Annotated in this window: 1 protein-coding gene; it reads left to right on the top strand. The window is 41.3% G+C overall.

The genetic code is table 11. From position 1 onward, the window contains the following. Positions 1–109: 109 nt before the first annotated feature. A partial coding sequence (gene fliB, locus WMO25_RS18505) for a flagellin lysine-N-methylase (protein ID WP_349086729.1) occupies positions 110–756 on the top strand: 647 nt, incomplete at its 3' end.

Below are 756 nucleotides of genomic sequence, written 5' to 3'. Positions count from 1 at the left end.
GGTTTATGCCTTTTTTATTGGCTGAAATATTGAATTTTCAAGGTTCAACACACCGTATCGGTGTGGGAAGTTTTAGTAAATAATAAAAAGACAACAGGGAGTGACGACAATGGAGTATGTATATCCGGATTATTACCGGCAGTTTACATGTATCGGCGGAGAATGTCCGGATACGTGCTGTGCGGGATGGGAGATTGTCATTGATGACAAAACCCTTGAAAAGTATAAGAAATATCCCGGCGGTTTCGGTAATCGTCTGCGCAATTCAATTAATTTTAAGAGAAAAAGTTTTAAGCAGTATGACAGAAGATGTGCTTTCCTAAATGAGGAAAATCTCTGCGATATTTATACGGAAGCCGGGAAAAAACTGTTTTGTAAAACATGTAGACAGTATCCGAGGCATGAAGAAGAATATGAAAATGTCAGGGAATTGTCATTGTCTTTGTCATGCCCGGAGGCAGCGCGGATGATTTTGTCACAGGACAGACTGAATCTCATTTATGATGAGAAAAAAGGGCATTCAGAGGACTATGGGGATTTTGATGAACTGCTTTTTTCACAGCTTTTAGACGGCCGGGATGCTTTCTGGAAACTGATAGAAAATGAAAACGTGCCGATGGCAGTGCGAATGATACAGATGCTGTCCATGGGCCATCATTTGCAGAGAAATATCAATGCGGGGCAGTTGTTTGGACTGGAGAATATATATGACCATTATCTTTCAGAAGGGGCGGCAGACAGGATGTGTGCTTATCT

It is taken from the genome of Coprococcus intestinihominis, from assembly GCF_040096555.1.
Classification (GTDB): Bacteria; Bacillota; Clostridia; order Lachnospirales; family Lachnospiraceae; genus Coprococcus_A; species Coprococcus_A intestinihominis.
The sequence above is the reverse complement of the archived record's forward strand: the minus strand, read 5'-3'. Positions and strand labels throughout refer to the sequence as shown.